The following is a 14,379-nucleotide window of genomic DNA, read 5'->3' as shown; positions in this document are numbered from 1 at the left end:
GTTGCGGGTCTGGCCCTCACGCCGCCTTGCGCGCTGCTGCCGCGCGCAGGCGCCCCACCACACCGGTGGGGAAGTAGTACACCGACAAGACGAAGAGCACGCCCAGCCACAGCAACCAGCGGTCGGGCGAGAGCAGCGCGGCCAGCCAGGGCAGGCCCGAGGCGGCCTCGCTGCCCAGGCGCAGCAGGTCCTGCAGGTAGCTTTGCGCCACCAGGAACAGCACGGCGCCGATGGCCGAGCCGTAGATGGTGCCCATGCCGCCGATGACGACGATGAGCAGGCAGTCCATCATGATTTCGAACGACAGCGAGGTGTCCGGCCCGTTGTAGCGCAGCCAGAGCGCGAGCATGGCGCCCGCGCAGCAGGCGAACAGGGCCGACAGCACGCTCGACGTGGTGCGGTACACCACCACGCGGTAGCCGATGGCCTCGGCGCGGAACTCGTTCTCGCGGATCGCCTGCAGCACGCGGCCAAACGGCGAGTTCACGATGCGCAGCAGCGCCAGCACCAGCGCCACGGCCACCACGAAGAGCAGGTAGTAGCACAGCAGCCGCCCGTCGAGCGTGACGCCCAGGAAGGGCTCTTCGAAGGGCTCGAAGCTCGGCGACAGGATTTCGGGCACCTTGAAGGTCAGCCCGTCCTCGCCGCCGGTGATGTCCGACAGCTGCGAGGCCAGCGTCTGGAACGCCGCCGCCACGGCCAGCGTGATCATGGCGAAGAAGATGGCGCGCACGCGCAGCGAGAACAGGCCCACCGCGAGCGACAGCAGCAGCGAGAGCACCAAGGCCCCACCCAGGCCCACGGCCAGCGCCGACCAGGTGGGCCCCATGCGCGTGGTGGCCACCGCGATGCCATAGGCCCCGATGCCGAAGAACATGGTGTGCGCAAAGCTCACGATGCCGGTGTAGCCCAGCAGCAGGTCGAAGCTGGCGACCAGCACCACGAAGATCAGCACCTTGGCCGCCACGGAGAGGGCCTTGACGCCAGGGAACAGGAAGGGCGCGAACGCCAGCCCGAGGAAGATGGCCACGAGGATCACCGCCAGCACCTTGCTGCGCGGGTAGTCGCCGGAGAGAAGTCGGTTCAGCATGTCTTTGGACTCCTCTTCAACGGTTCGCGACCGGATAGACGCCCTGGGGGCGCCACAGCAGGATGGCCACCATCAACGCGATGTTGGAGAACAGCGCCACCTTGGGCACCAGGAAGCCGGTGTAATTGGCCATCAGCCCCACCAGCAGCGCGCCGATGAGGGCACCGCCCGTGGACCCCAGGCCGCCGATGATGATCACGATGAAGATCAGCACATTGACCTGGGCGCCCATCTGCGGCACCACGTTCTGCTGGTACAGGCCCCACATCACGCCGCCCAGACCGGCCAGGGCCGAGCCCACGACGAACACGCCGATGAACAGGCGCCGGATGCGGTAACCGAGCGACTCGACCATCTCGCGGTCCTGCACGCCGGCGCGGATGAGCAGGCCGACCTTGGTGCGCGACAGCGTCCAGGCCAGCACGGCAAAGACCAGGAGGCCCACGGCCACCGCGACCAGGCGGTACTTCTCGATGGCGGCGTCGCCGATGAGCAGCGCACCGCGCATGCCCTGGGGCAGCGGCAGCGGGATCTGCTGCGGGCCCCAGATGACCTTGATCAGCTCTTCGCCGATGATCATGCCGCCCATGGTGATGAGGATCTGCTTCAAGTGCTGGCCATACACGGGTCGCACGATGAAGCGCTCGAACGCCAGGCCCACGGCGCCGGCCACGGCCATGGCCACCAGCATGGCGGGCAGCACCGCCACCATGTTGCGCCACAGCTGGTCGGAGCCCGTCCAGTCGCCCATGGCGCCCAGCACGCTGGTGGCCACGAAGGCACCGAGCGCGATGAACACGCCGTGGCCGAAGTTGAGCACGTCCATCAGGCCGAACACCAGCGTCAGGCCCGAGGCGATGATGAAGATGATCATGCCCATGGCCAGCCCCGCCACCGTGAGCGTGAGCCAGGTGCTGGGCGAGCCGATGAAGGGCAGCACCAGCAGCGCCAGGGCCGGCACCAGGGCCAGCGGCTTCCAGTCGAAGTCGCGCAGCAGGGCCTTGGTGGCACCGGTGGTGGATGTCGTTGTCGTCGTTGCGGTGCTCATAGTGCCAACCCCAGCAGCGATCGCTGCAATGCCTCGTCCGCGGCCAGTGCGGCCATGCTGCCTGCATGCACCACCTGGCCGTTGTCCATCACGGCCACGGTGTCACCGAGCCGCTTGGCGAAATTGATGTTCTGCTCGACCAGCAGGATGGTCACGCCGCTCTTCTTGAGCTGGTCGAAGGCGTCGATCATGTTGTTGATGATGGCCGGGGCCAGGCCCTTGCTGGGCTCGTCCACGATGAGCAGGTCGCGCGGCTCGACGATGGCGCGGCTCACGGCCACCATCTGCTTTTGGCCGCCCGAGAGCTTGCCCGCAGGGTGGTTCCAGAACTTTTCCACCGCAGGGAAGAGCTTGAAGATCCATTCGAGCCGCGCGCTGTCCATCTGCGCGGCGTTCTTGGCGTTGCGCGCGGCCAGCAGCATGTTCTCCTTGACCGTGAGGTCGGCGAAGATGCCCATGTTCTCGGGCACGTAGGCGATGTTCATGCCCGCGATCTGCGGGGTGTTGAGCGCCGTGATGTCCTTGCCACCGAAATGGATCGTGCCCTGCGACGCATGCCACAGGCCCATGATGGTGCGCAGCGTGGTGGTCTTGCCGGCGCCGTTGCGGCCCAGCAGCATGGTGAGCTGGCCCTTGGGCACGGCCAGGTCGACGCCGTGCAGGATGTGGTACGCCCCGATGTGGGTGTGCACGCCCTTGAGTTCGAGCAAATTGTTCGTGGTCGTCATGCTGCGGCCTCCTTGGTGACGCCCAGGTAGGCTTCCTGCACCACGGGCGAGGCGATCACCTCGGCGGGCAGGCCGTCGGCCACCAGGGTGCCGTTGGTCAGCACGATGATGCGGTCGGCCAGTTCGCGCACCACGTCCATCTTGTGTTCCACCAGCAGGATGATCTTGGTCTTGTCCTTCTTGAGTTCGCGGATCAGGTTCAGGATCACGGGCGCCTCGTCATGGCTCATGCCGGCCGTGGGTTCATCGAACATGTAGACCTGCGGCTCCAGCGCCATCAGCAGTGCCACTTCGAGCTTGCGCTGGTCGCCATGCGGCAGGCTGGCCACGGGCGTGTCCTGCCGGTCGAGCATGGCCACGGCCTGCAGGATGGCGCGGGCGCGCTCCGTCAGGTCGCGGTGGTCGCTCCAGATGCTCCACAGGTTCAGCCCCCGCCGGTGCTTGCCCTCCTGCGTGGCCTGCACGGCCAGGCGCACGTTTTCCAGCACGCTGAGGTTGGGGAACAGGTTGGTGAGCTGGAAGGCCCGGCCCAGGCCCGCATGCGTGCGCGCCGAGACCGACTGGCCCGTGAGGTCCTGCCCGCCCAGGGTGACACTGCCCGCGCTGGCGCGCAGCTGCCCCGAGATGAGGTTGAAGTACGTGGTCTTGCCCGCACCGTTGGGGCCCACGATGGCGGTCAGCGTGCCGGGCTCGAAGGAGCAGGTCACGGCGTTGACCGCCACATGGCCGCCGAAGCGGATGGTCAAGTCCTTGGTGGCCAAGGTGCTCATGGGTAGTGCGTCGCTTTCACAGGTCGTCGTCTTTCATTTACAGGGCCTGGCAACCCAAGAACGGGGGCCAAGTCCTTGCTTCTTTTCCATTGTCCACGGCACCACGCCACTGGCGCGGCCCACGCCAGCGCTCCCGCGCAAGGGCCGCCCCGCCGCGCTGGGAGCGTCCCCCTCCCGCATTGCGCAGCAATGCGAGAGAGGGGTGAAGGCGCGAAGCGACTCAGGGGGTGCTTCATCTCAGCAGGTGCCGATGACGTAGTAGTTGGGGCTGGTCTGTTTCAAGGTCTTGGTCACGAACACGTTCCACAGGCCCATGTTCTGGTTGGATCCCAGCGCAAAGGTGTAGCCGCCGGCCACGTAGGCACGGCCTGCCGTGGTGTGGGCGTAGTTGCTGGCCGTGGTGCAGGTGGCGCCGCCGCCAGGCGCTGCCAGGGTGGTGCCGCTGGCTGCGGCCGATGTGGCGCCTTCGGCACCATTGCCATCGGCAGCGCGCACCGTCCAGCTGTAGCTGGTGGAGGCGGCCAGGCCGGTGTCGGTGTAGCTGGTGGCATTCACCGGCAGTGCGTTGACCTTGTTGGCGTTGCGGTACACGTTGTAGCTGGCCGCACCCGACACGGCACCCCAGCCCACCACCATGGAGCTGGCCGTGGCGCCCGAGGTGTTCACGCCCGTGGGGGCCGGCAGCGCGGGGTTGGTGGGCGGGTTGGTGGTGCCGCCGCCGCTTGAGACCTGGTCCACCATGGCCTTGATGGCGGCCATCTGCGGGCCGGACTTCTTGGAGTAGTTGGCGTTGTCGTAGCCCCACCAGTCAAAGCAGCTGTTGGTGGCCGCCAGGCTGGTCTGCGGGTAAAGCATCACGATGTTGTTGGTGTCGGCCCAGCGGTTGTAGCCGGTGTTGCGCACGTACTGCTGCTGCACGTCGCTCACGTTCTGCTTGCAGCCGTGCAGCACCACATGCAGCCGACAGGTGGCGCTGCCGCCGGCCTGGCAGGCCTGCGGTATGTAGGCCCAGCCGGTGGTGGCCATGCCGTGGTTGGTGATGAACTGGCTCTGGTTGAACTCGACGTAGTTGCCAGCCGGCAGCGTGGCGTTGTTGCGCGCGTTGAGCGTGCCGTACAGGTGCTGCAGCATGGCGCCGGCCAGGTCGAAGTTGCAGTCGCTGATGTAGGGCGCGCCCTTGGTGGAGCAGCCGTTGCCGTAGTCGTCGGTGACCATGGCGTGCTCGGCCGCGATGTCCTTCTTGTAGACCACGTTGGCGGCTGGCACGAAGCTGTTGTAGTAGGTGCGCAGCGCGTCCATGGATCCGGTTTTGACCACGCTGTCCAGCGTGCCCGAGAACAGGTAGACCTTGGACGCCTGCAGGTTGGCCACGGGGTCGATCAGGCCCTGGCTGGCCCAGGTGTTGGTGGTGTTGACCAGCGTGCTGGTAGGGATGCCGGCGGGGGTGGCCATGCAACGCCCGGTGGCGTTGACGATGGAGCCCTCGGCACAATAGAACGGCCCGCCCGCGACCACGCCGGCGCCCTTGGCAAAGGTGGCCGAGTAGGCCACGTGCAACTGCACGGCCATGAAGCCGCCGGCCGACAGGCCCGACACCGTGGTCTGCGTCTTGTCGATCTTGAGTGCGGGGAGATTGACGGCAGCGAACGCACTGCCGGTAGCGCACAGCGCGATGGCAGCACCTGCTGCGGCCGCCCGGATGAAATTGAAAGCCATGTTGTCTTGTCTCCAAATAATTTTGAGAAAGTCTGACCCAGCCCCCGTGTAATCCGGGGGTTCATGCATCAATTCACTGGAAAAAAAGGGGCGGCCGCCCCTGCGGGATGAACCCTGGAGTGCGGCACCTGCGTACCGCGCGCTCCAGGCCACGCAAACCGTATCCGGTTGCGCTTATCGCTTGTTGCGAATCGGCACGTTCATTTCTTCAGGCTTGATCTCGCGCACCAGCTCGGGCACGCCCCAGGCGAAGGCCGGGTCCACCTTGATCTTGAAGTGGTACATGCTCTGCATGGCCTGGTGGTCTTCCTTGCGGAAGGTCATCTTGCCCTTGGGGGTCTCGAAGCTCATGCCCTCCATGGTCTTGATGAGCTTGTTGGTGTTGGTGTCGCCACCGGTGGCCTTGAGGGCCGTGACCAGCGCCATGGCCGAGCTGAAGCCGCCGGCGGTGAAGAAGTCCGGCGGGGTCTTGAACTCCTTGTAGTGTGCGGCCACCAGGGCTTCGTTCACGGGGTTCTTGGGGATGCCGAAGTAGTAGTAGGTCGCGCCTTCCATGCCCGGGAAGTTCTTGTACGCAGCCATGGCCGGCAAGATGTTGCCGCCCGTGGCGATCTCGATGCCGTAGCGCTTCAGGTCCATGTCGGCGATCTTGAAGGGGTTGCCCGCGCCGGCCCAGATGATGAAGATGACCTTGCGGCCGGGCACGTCCTTGAGCTTGTCGATCAGGCGCTGGGCACCGGCGGTGAAGTCGGTGGTGGTCGTGGGCAGGTACTCCTCATGGGCGAGCTTGGCGTTCTTGAGCGCGTCCTTGAAGGCCTTCACGCCGTCGCGGCCGAAGGCATAGTCCTGCGCCAGCGTGGCCACGGTCACGCCGGCCTTGTCGATGGCCACGGCGTTGGAGATGGCGTCCTGGCTGCTGTTGCGGCCGGTGCGAAAGATGTACTTGTTCCACTTGTCGCCGGTGATGGCGTCGGCCACGGCGGGCTCGACCAGCAGGATCTTCTTGTACTCTTCGGCCACGGGCAGCAGGGCCAGAGCGACGCCCGAGGACGTGGGGCCGACGGCGATGTCGGCCTTGTCATCCGAGTAGGCCGATGCCAGCAGGCTCTTGCCCAGGTCGGGCTTGCCCTGGTCGTCCTTCTCGATGACGACGAGCTTCTTGCCGTTGACGGTCATGCTGCCGCCGGTGGCGTAGTTCAGACCCATCAGCAGGCCGGTCTGGGTCTGCTTGCCATAGGCTTCGAGCGGGCCGGTCTTGCTGTAGATGTGGGCGATGCGGATCTCGCCGGACTGGGCGAACGCGGGTGGGGAAAGCGTGGCGGCTGCGGTAACGGCGGCGGTGGCGAGTGCGACCAGGGTGCGACGGTGCATGGCGATGTCTCCTTTGTAGTGATGCCTGAACATTGCACAGTTCATGCCAGCGCACAAACCGTTGATTTTTATGAAACTTTTGCTGACACCTCGAAAGCAGTGTCCAATTTACACACAGTCAATTTGCCTGAATTTCAGACAATTGCCTGAAATTTATTCAGGGTTTTCCAGACGTCCGTAGAGCGTGGCGCGCGAAATGCCGAGCTGCCGCGCCGTGGCCAGCTTGTTGCCGCCATGGGCCTTCATGGCGGCGGCGATGGCGCGCTGCTCCAGCTCGGCCACCTGCTCGGCCAGAGGGCGCAGGTAGCGCGATGCGTCCTCGGCTTCGACCACCACGGCGGTCGTATCCTGCACCGGCGCCGCGGGCTCCACACCGGCCTCGCGCAGGATGCGTTCGAGCTGCGCGGCGTCGATGGACTGGCCCTCGCTGCGCATCACGGCCTGCTCGATCACGTTGCGCAGCTCGCGGATGTTGCCGCGCCAGGGCTGGCCGGCCAGCAGGGCCATGGCAGCGGGCAGCAACTCGGGCGGCGGCGTGCCGTTGCGCAGCGCCAGGTCGTCGCCCAGCGACTCCACCAGCGCCGGGATGTCGCTGCGCCGCGCACGCAGCGGCGGCACGCGCACGGGCAGCACATGCAGGCGGTAGAACAGGTCTTCGCGAAAGCGCCCCTCGCGCACCTGGGCCGCCAGGTCGCGCGAGGTGGCCGCCAGGATGCGCACGTTGAAGGGCACCAGCTTGTTGGAGCCCAGGGGCTCGATCTCGCCCTCCTGCAGCGCGCGCAGCAGCTTGGCCTGCAGGCTCTGCGGCATATCGCCGATCTCGTCGAGGAACAGCGTGCCGCCATCGGCCAGCTTGAACTTGCCGTCGCGCCCCTTGGCCGATGCGCCGGTGTAGGCGCCCGGCGCCACGCCGAAGAACTCGGCCTCCAGCAGCGTGTCGGGCACGGCGGCGATGTTCACGCTCACGAAGGGGCCGCTGGCGCGGCTCGACGCGGCGTGGATGGCATGGGCCAGGAGCTCCTTGCCGGTGCCCGTCTCGCCCAGCAGCAGCACCGGGCTGCTGGACTGCGCGGCACGCCGTGCCTGGCGCTTGACCTCGGCCGCAGCCGGGCTCGACCCGATGAAGCTGGCAAAGGTGTATTTGGAGCGCCGCTCGCCGTCGCCCGCCACCGCCAGGCTGCGCCGGCGCTGGCTGGCCAGCTCGCGCCGCGCATCATCCAGATCGCGCTGCAGCAGCGCGAACTTGCTGATCAGCGGCTGCAGCGTGGTCTCGGGGTGGTCGAACAGCACGATGCCGATGGCACCGATGACGCTGCCCGCATCGTCGCGCAGCGGGATGCGGCTGACCACGAAGGTGCCGGCCTTGTTGGTGAGCAGGTCGATCAGCACCGGGTTGCCCGACTCCAGCACGCGGCGCATGCCGGTGTTGGGGATCACCTCCTCCACCATGCGGCCCACGAACTGGTCCACCGACGAGAAACCCAGATCGGGCAAAAAGCGCTGGTAGCCTTCGTTGACCCAGACGATGCGCCCGCTCAGGTCCACCAGGAACATGCCTTGGCTGACGCTGGAGAACAGCTGGAACATGGACCGCGCCGCCAGTTCGAGAATGCCCTGGGCATCCAGCGGCAGTGCGGGGGCGTCGTCGGTAAGCGGGGGCATGTGCGGATGGTAGCAAGCCTGCCGTCCGCCCCGAGGACATCAGTCCATTGCGCCGGAAGTCTCGGTGGCCTGCAGGCCGCTGACCGCGCGCATGCCGCGCGCCATGCGCAGCACCACCACGGGCTTTGCCGCTTCTGCCGCGCCGGCACCGAGCGGCTGGTCCACCAGGATGCAGGGCTTACCGGTGCGCCGGCAATGGTCCTGCACGCGCCAGTACTCGTCGTGGCTGATGCAGCCGGTCTGGCAAATCACGAGGTCGGCGGCCGCCAGGCTCGAATCGAGGGCAGGCGATGCCGGGGCCAAGGCCTCGGGGATGGCCTGCGCCGGTTGCTCCACCTGTGCCGCCGCCACCGCCTGCAGGCGCCAGCGCAGGCACTCGCGCGAGAGGCTGGTGATGCGCTCGGCCAGCGCCGCGATGTGGCGCGCCATGTCGCGCCGGCGCCTGAGGCCCGGCTGCGCGGCCTGCAACTGCTGCAGCTCGTCCTGCGCCACGGCCAGCCGCGTATCGCGCAGCACCACGGCCGCACGCAGGCGCAGCACCTGTGCCCTCAACTGCTCAAGCTCGCCCGCCTGCCGGGCCAGGGCGTCGCTGCAGCGCGTCTGCGCTTCCCCCAGTTGGCGGCACAGCACCAGGAACTCTTCGGACAGGGTATGCATGCACCATCCTCGATAATAAGAATGATTCGCATTTTATGGTATGATTTACCCGTCTGAGCAAGCTACCTGGTGGGGGATATTCGAGGAGATGGGTCCTCGGTATCTGGCTTGCGAAGTTTGCTGGGCGGGCCAGGCCAGGGTGTACCCAGGACCATCCAGGTACACCGAGGCCTGCCCGCCGCCCCTGCAAACCATAGCGTGCAGGGCGGGCATGGATGAAAGACTCTCAGCCTCTCACGGATTGCTGCGGTTGATGAAGTTATCGGGGCCACGGCCACCCAGCTTGGGCAACAGCCTGCTGGGGGAGTGGGGAAACTCCGGTGGCTTGCGCGCCACGATGAAGGGCCGGATGTCCTTGCCCCGGGTGCCGTGCCGTTCCATGGAAACGATGTCCAGGCCCTGCCGGGCCATGGCCGCATGCAGCTGCGCCGCCTCGAAGCTCAGCACATGGGGGGCCTTGCCGATGGCACGCATCAGCGGCAGCGCGAGCCAGGGGATGAGCGGGTTCATCTCGGCGATGCAGGGCGTCTTGGAGATCAGCAGGCCGCCCGGGCGCAGCGCCTGCACCGCCAGTTGCAGCGTGTGGTCCAGATCGCTCACCAGGTGCAGCACGCTGAAGGCCAGCACCACGTCGTAGGCGCCCTGCCCCATGCCCGGCGCGTCGGCGTCGGCCAACGCGAAGCTCAGCTGCGGCACCGGCTGGGCCGCCAGCTTGCCCTGGGCAATGGCGATCATGCCGGCAGAGACATCGGTCGCCAGCAGGCGCCGGGTGAAGGGGGCCAGGCGCAGCGCGGTGGTGCCCGTGCCACAGCCGATCTCCAGCACGTCCTGCTCGGCCGACAGCAGGGTCTGCACGCGCTGCAGCGTGGCCTCGTAGCCCGCCATGTCGGCAATCGGGTCGGCCGCGTACTTGGGCGCGATGCGGTCCCAGAACAAGGCCTTGCGGGCCGTGGAAGCACTGGCCTGCGGTAGCGGCGATGCATCGGCGGGTGCGGCGGTGGTGGTGATCGGCATGGGGTGGACACAGTCTGTGCGATGGACAGCAACGGATGCTATCCATGCATCGCCCCTCAGGGAACTGCGAGAAATCGCAGTAGCGATATACATTTATGCATGGATAAATTGGACTGGAACCAGTTGCGGGCCTTTCTGGAAACCGCCGAAACCGGCTCGCTCTCGGCTGCCGCGCGCAAGCTGGGCCTGACCCAGCCCACCCTGAGCCGACAGGTCGCGGCCATCGAGCAGCGCATGGGCGTGACCCTGTTCGAGCGCGTGGGCAAGGCCATGGCACTCACCACGACCGGGCTGGACCTGCTGGAGCACGCGCGCGCCATGGGCGCAGCCGCCGACGCCCTGGGCCTGGCAGCCACCGGCCGCTCGCAGGCCGTGGGTGGCGTGGTATCGGTTTCGGCCAGCGATGCCGTGGCCTCGTACCTGCTGCCCCCGCTGGTGCGGCGCCTGCGCGAACAGGAGCCAGGCATCATCATCGAGGTGATCCCGTCCAATGCGTTCAGCGATCTGCTGCGCCGCGAGGCCGATATCGCCATCCGCCATGCCAAGCCCGAGCAGCCGGAGCTGATCGCCCGCCTGATCCGCGATGCATCGGCCTGCTTTTACGTGTCCGAGGACTGGGTGCAGATCCATGGCCACCCGCGCAGCGCCCAGGATGCGGCCCACCTGCCCTTCGTGGGCTCCGACCGCTCAGGCCAGTACCTGGCCTATCTGCAGCGGCATGGTCTGCCCGTGGTCGAGGCGAACTTCAGCACCTACGCCGACCACACGGTGGCCCACTGGGCGCTGGTGCGCCAGGGCATGGGCATCGGCGCCATGATGGACGAGATCGCCCGCGCGACCCCGGGCATCGTGCGCGTGCTCGACGACGTACCGCCCGTGATCTTCCCGATCTGGCTGGTCACCCACCGCGAACTGCGCACGGCAAGGCGCATCCGGGTGGTCTTCGAGGCGCTGGCGCAGGGGTTGCAAGCCAGGTGAACCGGCCTGCAACCGCGCCCCAGGGATAAAAAAGGGCGGCACCGCAGAAACCGCCGTGCCGCCCCAACTACCCAAAACAGTATTCGACCTCAGCCCGCAGCCGTGGCCCCTTCGGCCGCCGCCTTGCGCGCTGCCCAGCGGCGCGCCACGCGCGGCAGGATCAGCACGGCCAGCACGACGAAGATCAGCGTGAGCGAGCCCGGGCGCTCCAGGAAGATGGTCCACTTGCCTTCGCCGATGGCGACGGCATTGCGCATCTGCGCTTCGGCCAGGGGGCCGAGGATCATGCCCACGACCACAGGGGCAGCGGGGAAGTCGAAGCGGCGCATCACCACGCCCAGCAGGCCGATGGCATACAGCAGCACCAGGTCGAAAGCGCTCTGGCGCATGCCGTACACACCCAAGGTGGCAAACACCAGGATGCCCGCGTACAGGTAGGACTTGGGGATCTTGAGCAGCTTGACCCACAGGCCCACGAGCGGCAGGTTCAGGATCAGCAGCATGACGTTGCCGATGTACATCGAGGCGATCAATGCCCAGACCAGTGCGCCGTTGCTGCTGAACAGCTGCGGGCCGGGCTGGATGCCGTAGTTCTGGAACGCGCCGAGCAGGATGGCGGTGGTGTTGGAGGTCGGGATACCGAGCGTGAGCAGCGGGATCAGCGTGGCCGTGATGGCCGCGTTGTTGGCCGCCTCGGGGCCGGCCACGCCTTCGATGGCGCCGGTGGTGCCGAACTCTTCCTTGTGCTTGCTCAGCTTCTTCTCGGCCGCATAGCTCAGGAAGGTCGGGATCTCGCTGCCGCCCGCCGGCACGGTGCCGAAGGGGAAGCCGATGGCCGTGGCGCGCAGCCATGCGGGCCAGGAGCGGCGCCACTCCTGTTTGGTCATGTGCGTGCTGGTCAGCTTGTTCTGCGTCTCAACGGTCTTGCCCTCGTACATCACGTTGTACAGGGCCTCGCCCACGGCGAACAGGCCCACGGCGATCAGCACCACCTCGATGCCGTCCATCAGCTCGGGCACGCCACCGGTGTAGCGCGCCTGGGCGGTGAGCTGGTCGATGCCGATCAAGCCCATGGCCAGGCCGACGAACAGCGAGACCATGCCGCGCAGCGTGCTCTTGCCCAGCACGGCGCTGACGGTGGTGAAGGCCAGCACCATGAGCATGAAGTACTCGGGCGGGCCCAGGCGCACGGCGTATTCGGCGACGACGGGCGCAAAGAAGGTCACCAGCACGGTGGCGATGGTGCCCGCCACGAAGGAGCCGATGGCCGCCGTGGCCAGCGCGGCGCCGGCACGGCCGTTCTTGGCCATCTTGTTGCCCTCCATGGCCGTGACCATGGACCCCGCCTCACCGGGCGTGTTGAGCAGGATGGAGGTGGTGGAGCCACCGTACATGGCGCCGTAGTAGATGCCCGCAAAGAAGATCATCGAAGCGGTGGCTTCGACCTTGACGGTGATGGGCAGCAGCATGGCCACGGCCACGGCGGGGCCAATGCCGGGCAGCACGCCCACGGCCGTGCCGATGACACAGCCGACGAAGGCCCACATCAGGTTGATGGGGGTGGCCGCAGTGACAAAGCCCTGCAGCAGGAGGTTCCAGGTTTCCATGGTGTCGCGCGGGCTTTACAGCCATCCCGTGTTGGTGAGGCCGGGCAGGTTGATCGCCAGCAGTTGGGTAAACATCCAGTACACCGGCGCGGCCAGCGCCACACCGATGAGCAGGTCCTTGAACCAGGCCTTGGGGCTCAGGTCGAGCCGGCCTTCGGAGCTCTTGAAGCCGCGCACCGCGAGCACGAAGCACAGCGCACAGCTCAGAATGAAGCCCAGCGTGGTGATGAGCATGGCATTGAGCAGCAGGCCGACCGATACCCAGATGAAACCCTTCCAGTGGGCCTGCCCGTCGCCCGAGGCTTCTTCCAGCGCACGAAAGCCGCCCGTGCGCGCATGCACGATGGACAGCACGCCGCAGACCACGAGCACGATGGCCACGACCCATGGGAAGAAGTTGGGGCCCACGCCGCCGTAGCCCGCCTCGGAGCTGATGGAGGTGGCGCCCCAGGCCAGCAGGCAACCCAGCAGCAAGGTGCCTGCGCCCACCACGGTTTGCAGGGCCGTGGAGCGAGAGGAGTGTTGTGTCATGTTTTTGTCCCGCAAGGAAGAGCGGCGCGCAGACGACTGTTTCCAGCACCGTATTGCGCGCCGCCCGGAGGGTGCGACGATGGGCTTTCGCCGGGCTCTGGACCCGGCGTCAGATCATGCCGGACTTGACCATCGTGGCGCGCAGGCTGGCGAACTCGGCATCCACGAAGTTGGAGAACTCGTCGCCGGCCAGCCATGCAGGCGTCCAGCCGTTCTTCTCCATCGCGTCCTGCCAGGACTTGTGCTTGTAGGTCTTGGACAGCGCCTCGACCAGGTTCTTGCGCTGCTCGGCGGTGATGCCGGCCGCGCCGTACACGCCGCGCCAGTTGCCGATCTCGACGTTGATGCCCTGCTCCTTGAGCGTGGGCACGCTCACGCCCTTCAGGCGCGTGGCCGAGGTCACGCCCACGGCGCGCATCTTGCCGGCGTTGATGTACTCGGCAAACTCGCTGTAGCCGCTGCCGCCCACGGTGACGTTGCCGCCCAGGATGGCGGCGGTGGCCTCACCGCCCCCACGGAAGGCCACGTAGTTGATCTTGGCCGGATCCACGCCCACTTCGCGGGCGATCATGGCGGCCGCGATGTGCTCGGTGGATCCGCGCGAACCACCGCCCCACTTCACGCTGCCAGGGTCCTTCTTGAGCTGGTCGACCACGTCCTTCATGGTCTTGAAGGGGGAGTTGGCAGGCAGCACGAACACGTTGTACTCGCTGCTCAGGCGCACCAGGGGCGTCACCTTGTCCAGGCCCACCGGCGGCTTGCCGGTGATGATGCCGCCCAGCATCACGGCGCCCATGGTCATGAGCGCATTGGGGTCGCCCTTGCTGGCGTTGGCGAACTGCGCCAGGCCGATGGCGCCGGCTGCGCCGCCCTTGTTGTCATAGGTGACCGAACTGGCCACGCCTGCATCCTGCATGGCCTTGCCCAGGGCACGGCCCGTGGTGTCCCAGCCACCGCCGGGGTTGGCGGGGATCATCATCTTGATGGCTGCAGCGGCCTGGGCGGTCAGCGGCAAGGCGCCGGCTGCCGCCATGGCGGCCAGGGACTTGAGGAAGGTATCGCGACGCATCGTTGTCTCCTTGAATGATTGGTGAACCTGTCGATGATGCGCGCCCTGCCTGTCAAACGGCTGTCCACAAAGTAAGGGAAAACCCCCTGTGTCGCTTCGCGCCTTCCCCCTGAAGGGGGACGCACCCCGGTGCGGCGG

13 protein-coding genes are annotated in these 14,379 nt (G+C 66.9%); 1 reads left to right on the top strand and 12 read right to left on the bottom strand.

Annotation, left to right across the window (positions count from 1 at the left end; genetic code table 11):
• Window positions 1-16: 16 nt before the first annotated feature.
• The 9 genes from U5N23_RS11670 to U5N23_RS11630 all read right to left on the bottom strand — a co-directional run bounded on the left by U5N23_RS11670 (window position 17) and on the right by U5N23_RS11630 (window position 10,056).
• Window positions 17-1,090, bottom strand: coding sequence for a branched-chain amino acid ABC transporter permease (locus U5N23_RS11670; protein WP_322592975.1), 1,074 nt, complete (start codon window positions 1,088-1,090; stop codon window positions 17-19).
• Between the two features lie 16 nt (window positions 1,091-1,106).
• Window positions 1,107-2,138, bottom strand: a complete 1,032-nt coding sequence (locus U5N23_RS11665; protein WP_322592974.1) for a branched-chain amino acid ABC transporter permease — start codon at window positions 2,136-2,138, stop codon at window positions 1,107-1,109.
• Entirely contained in the window at window positions 2,135-2,866 is a 732-nt protein-coding gene (locus U5N23_RS11660) for an ABC transporter ATP-binding protein (protein ID WP_322592973.1), read from the bottom strand. The genes U5N23_RS11665 and U5N23_RS11660 overlap by 4 nt, the downstream gene beginning before the upstream one ends.
• Entirely contained in the window at window positions 2,863-3,636 is a 774-nt protein-coding gene (locus tag U5N23_RS11655; RefSeq protein ID WP_322592972.1) for an ABC transporter ATP-binding protein, read from the bottom strand. The genes U5N23_RS11660 and U5N23_RS11655 overlap by 4 nt, the downstream gene beginning before the upstream one ends.
• Before the next feature lie 237 nt (window positions 3,637-3,873).
• A complete protein-coding gene (locus U5N23_RS11650; RefSeq protein WP_322592971.1) occupies window positions 3,874-5,352 on the bottom strand; it encodes a fibronectin type III domain-containing protein in 1,479 nt (492 codons plus the stop codon).
• Between the two features lie 174 nt (window positions 5,353-5,526).
• Entirely contained in the window at window positions 5,527-6,723 is a 1,197-nt protein-coding gene (locus U5N23_RS11645) for a substrate-binding domain-containing protein (RefSeq protein WP_322592970.1), read from the bottom strand.
• Window positions 6,724-6,876: 153 nt separating this feature from the next.
• Window positions 6,877-8,385 (bottom strand): sigma-54 interaction domain-containing protein, encoded by a 1,509-nt coding sequence (locus U5N23_RS11640; RefSeq protein ID WP_322592969.1) that lies wholly within the window; start codon window positions 8,383-8,385, stop codon window positions 6,877-6,879.
• A 39-nt stretch (window positions 8,386-8,424) separates the two neighbouring features.
• The gene (locus U5N23_RS11635; protein ID WP_322592968.1) at window positions 8,425-9,042 is read right to left on the bottom strand and encodes a DUF2325 domain-containing protein; all 618 of its coding nucleotides are present in this window, start codon (window positions 9,040-9,042) and stop codon (window positions 8,425-8,427) included.
• A 234-nt stretch (window positions 9,043-9,276) separates the two neighbouring features.
• Window positions 9,277-10,056, bottom strand: a complete 780-nt coding sequence (locus U5N23_RS11630) for a class I SAM-dependent methyltransferase (RefSeq protein ID WP_322592967.1) — start codon at window positions 10,054-10,056, stop codon at window positions 9,277-9,279.
• Between the two features lie 99 nt (window positions 10,057-10,155).
• On the opposite strand from U5N23_RS11630, the gene U5N23_RS11625 reads away from it, so the two are divergent.
• Window positions 10,156-11,034, top strand: coding sequence for a LysR family transcriptional regulator (locus U5N23_RS11625; protein WP_322592966.1), 879 nt, complete (start codon window positions 10,156-10,158; stop codon window positions 11,032-11,034).
• Window positions 11,035-11,123: 89 nt separating this feature from the next.
• On the opposite strand, the gene U5N23_RS11620 is transcribed toward U5N23_RS11625, so the two are convergent.
• From U5N23_RS11620 to U5N23_RS11610, 3 genes are all read right to left on the bottom strand, one after another.
• Entirely contained in the window at window positions 11,124-12,641 is a 1,518-nt protein-coding gene (locus U5N23_RS11620; protein ID WP_322592965.1) for a tripartite tricarboxylate transporter permease, read from the bottom strand.
• A gap of 15 nt (window positions 12,642-12,656) precedes the next feature.
• Entirely contained in the window at window positions 12,657-13,172 is a 516-nt protein-coding gene (locus U5N23_RS11615; protein WP_322592964.1) for a tripartite tricarboxylate transporter TctB family protein, read from the bottom strand.
• Window positions 13,173-13,281: 109 nt separating this feature from the next.
• Entirely contained in the window at window positions 13,282-14,241 is a 960-nt protein-coding gene (locus tag U5N23_RS11610; RefSeq protein WP_322592963.1) for a Bug family tripartite tricarboxylate transporter substrate binding protein, read from the bottom strand.
• Between the last annotated feature and the right edge of the window lie 138 nt (window positions 14,242-14,379).

Source organism: Acidovorax sp. (assembly GCF_034519795.1).
Classification (GTDB): Bacteria; Pseudomonadota; Gammaproteobacteria; order Burkholderiales; family Burkholderiaceae_C; genus Acidovorax.
The sequence above is the reverse complement of the archived record's forward strand: the minus strand, read 5'-3'. Positions and strand labels throughout refer to the sequence as shown.

Excerpts from the sequence above, each read along its gene's own strand:
- U5N23_RS11610 (WP_322592963.1), bottom strand. The coding sequence starts at position 14,241 with ATGCGTCGCGATACCTTCCTCAAGTCCCTGGCCGCCATGGCGGCAGCC.
- U5N23_RS11635 (WP_322592968.1), bottom strand. The coding sequence starts at position 9,042 with ATGCATACCCTGTCCGAAGAGTTCCTGGTGCTGTGCCGCCAACTGGGG.
- U5N23_RS11665 (WP_322592974.1), bottom strand. The coding sequence starts at position 2,138 with ATGAGCACCGCAACGACGACAACGACATCCACCACCGGTGCCACCAAG.
- U5N23_RS11655 (WP_322592972.1), bottom strand. The coding sequence starts at position 3,636 with ATGAGCACCTTGGCCACCAAGGACTTGACCATCCGCTTCGGCGGCCAT.
- U5N23_RS11670 (WP_322592975.1), bottom strand. The coding sequence starts at position 1,090 with ATGCTGAACCGACTTCTCTCCGGCGACTACCCGCGCAGCAAGGTGCTG.
- U5N23_RS11630 (WP_322592967.1), bottom strand. The coding sequence starts at position 10,056 with ATGCCGATCACCACCACCGCCGCACCCGCCGATGCATCGCCGCTACCG.
- U5N23_RS11615 (WP_322592964.1), bottom strand. The coding sequence starts at position 13,172 with ATGACACAACACTCCTCTCGCTCCACGGCCCTGCAAACCGTGGTGGGC.
- U5N23_RS11620 (WP_322592965.1), bottom strand. The coding sequence starts at position 12,641 with ATGGAAACCTGGAACCTCCTGCTGCAGGGCTTTGTCACTGCGGCCACC.
- U5N23_RS11650 (WP_322592971.1), bottom strand. The coding sequence starts at position 5,352 with ATGGCTTTCAATTTCATCCGGGCGGCCGCAGCAGGTGCTGCCATCGCG.
- U5N23_RS11645 (WP_322592970.1), bottom strand. The coding sequence starts at position 6,723 with ATGCACCGTCGCACCCTGGTCGCACTCGCCACCGCCGCCGTTACCGCA.
- U5N23_RS11625 (WP_322592966.1), top strand. The coding sequence starts at position 10,156 with ATGGATAAATTGGACTGGAACCAGTTGCGGGCCTTTCTGGAAACCGCC.
- U5N23_RS11640 (WP_322592969.1), bottom strand. The coding sequence starts at position 8,385 with ATGCCCCCGCTTACCGACGACGCCCCCGCACTGCCGCTGGATGCCCAG.
- U5N23_RS11660 (WP_322592973.1), bottom strand. The coding sequence starts at position 2,866 with ATGACGACCACGAACAATTTGCTCGAACTCAAGGGCGTGCACACCCAC.